Origin of the sequence: Ruminococcus flavefaciens ATCC 19208, assembly GCF_000518765.1 — a bacterium.
GTDB classification, from domain to species: domain Bacteria; phylum Bacillota; class Clostridia; order Oscillospirales; family Ruminococcaceae; genus Ruminococcus; species Ruminococcus flavefaciens.
Genome location: NZ_JAEF01000030.1, coordinates 1 through 2,547 on the forward strand (window position 1 = coordinate 1; position 2,547 = coordinate 2,547).

General features: G+C 37.5%; 1 protein-coding gene. It reads left to right on the forward strand.

Annotated elements, in window-relative coordinates; all coding sequences use genetic code 11:
* Positions 1 to 2,547 (forward strand): leucine-rich repeat domain-containing protein (locus tag L870_RS16885; RefSeq protein WP_037271550.1); only part of this gene is annotated, 2,547 nt, incomplete at both ends.

Genomic DNA, 2,547 nt, shown 5'->3' on the forward strand with positions numbered 1-2,547 from the left:
GATCGTAGTCTCTTTCATAAATGATGAGACTTCGGAAAATGTCCTCAGTGTTGAAACAACTGTTTCAGAAGGCGAACTTGTCAACAGTGAGCTCAAAGCTGATGCTTCAAAACTTCCGCAGTATTATCTTGTAAAGGCTCAGCTTTTCGATTCGTTGAACCGCCCTGTCGGCAAATCCTATACCCTTAGCAGATACACAAAGGAATTTCAGGAGATACTTGCCACGGACATAAACGACTTTGAGCAGGAACAGGTAGTCAATCTCGACGAAGATGAGACAACAAACTTCCTTGTTCTCAATGAAGACACAGTCAAGGCAGAAAGCTCCGAGGAACAGAATACCCTCGTTTCTGCCAACTATGACAACAATGTTTTCGTTTTTGAAAATGCAGACGAGAGCATAACCTCACTCGAAAATGGCGAATATCTCTACATACAGCCTGATGAAGATAATATCATCGCAGTAAATGTTGAAAAGATAGAAAAAGACGGCGACACCGTAACCGTATCGGGTAACGATGATATCGAGGATATGTTTGATTTCATCAAAATTGAAAGCGAAGGAAATATCAGCAAAGCTCAGATTGACACTTCTGCTGCTGATGATGGCGTATCATTCCCGAATGTTGATGAAAACGGCGACGTTATTGTTGATGATGACGGTACATTTGATTTTGAGTATGTTGAACCTCAGCACGATATCAATTTTGAGTTCAGTTCAAGTAAGACGATCAGCCTTGACGGTTCAGCGCTGATAAATAATAAGGATTCTGAATCAGATGATCCCAGACCAAATGATCCGTATGAGGATACAGAAGTTAGTACAAATGTAAAGCTTTCAGGATCAATTACTTTCTCAGTTAATTTCAATTTTTATAAAACTCTTTCAACAACTAAAATTGAGTGTGTAATAAAAATTACACCTTCAATATCGTTTAGTGGTGGATTTTCTATATACAATTATACAGATAAAGATTCACTTCCATCAGTAAGATCACTTGCAGCAAAGATCGCCGAAATAATCATTCCAACTTCTATTCCGCTTGCTGATCTGGTGATTTCCCCCCGTATATTTTTTGAACTTTCAGGTAAAATCAATTTGTCCTTAAAATGGGTCAATATCATAGGATTTGCGTATAACGATGGTGTATTTACAGACAAAACGGAGCTGTTTAATGAAAAAAATATCAAAGCAGGTTTTAGCCTTGAAGGTGAACTTTATACAGGTCTTGAATTACAGATATATGCTGAAGTTATAAATAAAAAAACCGCATCTTTCGGACTTGACATAAAAGCGGGACTGCGAGTAAAAGCAGAAGCGGATCTAAGCGGCTTGATCAAATCAAATAAGCCTCAGGATAACGTAATTATATCCGTTGATAAAGGTGATTCATATCACGCTTGTTCTTTTTGTGTTAAATTTACTACAGATTTTGTTATAAAGTGCAATCTCGAATTATATATTATCGGTAAAAAGAAAGAATGGAATTTGCTTGAAATATCTGTTAAGTTGCCATTTCTTAACGGATATATTTCTGCGGAAAACGGATGTGGTTTCGGTGAATGCAATTATAAACGATACAGAGTAAAATTTCACGATCTTACAGGCTCGGAAAGCGATTATTTACCGGCAGTAATAACGATTGGTGATAAAAAAGCCAGAGTCACCTCAAAAGATACAATATTCTATTGTCTCCCAGGCAGTTACTCTTATGATGTATCATATAACGGAGAATCATTAAAAAGCGGCAGCATAACAGTATCTAATTCGGAAATATATATACCATATATTCAAGGTCCGGAACATTCAGAGATAGTAACCGGAGTACCTTATATACCGGAAGAGATTCCGAAACATGAAATGGAAGATCTTTCACTTCCTGCACTTTCATTTGAAAAAGATGAGATAATATCCGAAACCGGTGCACTGGGCGATCATATCTCATATATGCTCTATCCCGACGGATATCTTTATGCCTGCGGATACGGCGAGATGTATGATTTCATTTCATCACCGTTCAGAGACCCATCTATCGTTAAATATGCAGTCATTGAAAATACAGGTGATGAAAAAGACGGCGGTATAATCACAAGCATAGGCAACAATGTTTTTGTGAATTGCAGTAATATGGAATCCATAAATCTGCCGACGACTATTGATCGTATTGGTGTAAACGCTTTCGCAAACTGTTCTTTATTTTCTAAAGTATCATATGATGAATACGATTATGAAAAAGAAAAAGTAATAGAGGTAAGGTATCCCGAAGGACATCTTGAAATGCCTAAAGCTGTTACAACAGTTGAAGCCGGAGCTTTCAGTGGTTGTTCTTCATTCACTGATATCAATATTCCTGAAACAGTTATCGGAATTGGTTCATATGCATTCTCAGGCTGTACAGGCATAACATCTGTTGAAGTTCCTGCCACAGTAAATAAGATAGGTGAATTTGTTTTTAATGACTGTTCAGCACTTGAAGAAGCAATTATCAAAGGTGGAGCTGATGGCATAGGCTTGCATATTTTCAGTGGCTGTAAGTCTCTTGCTGA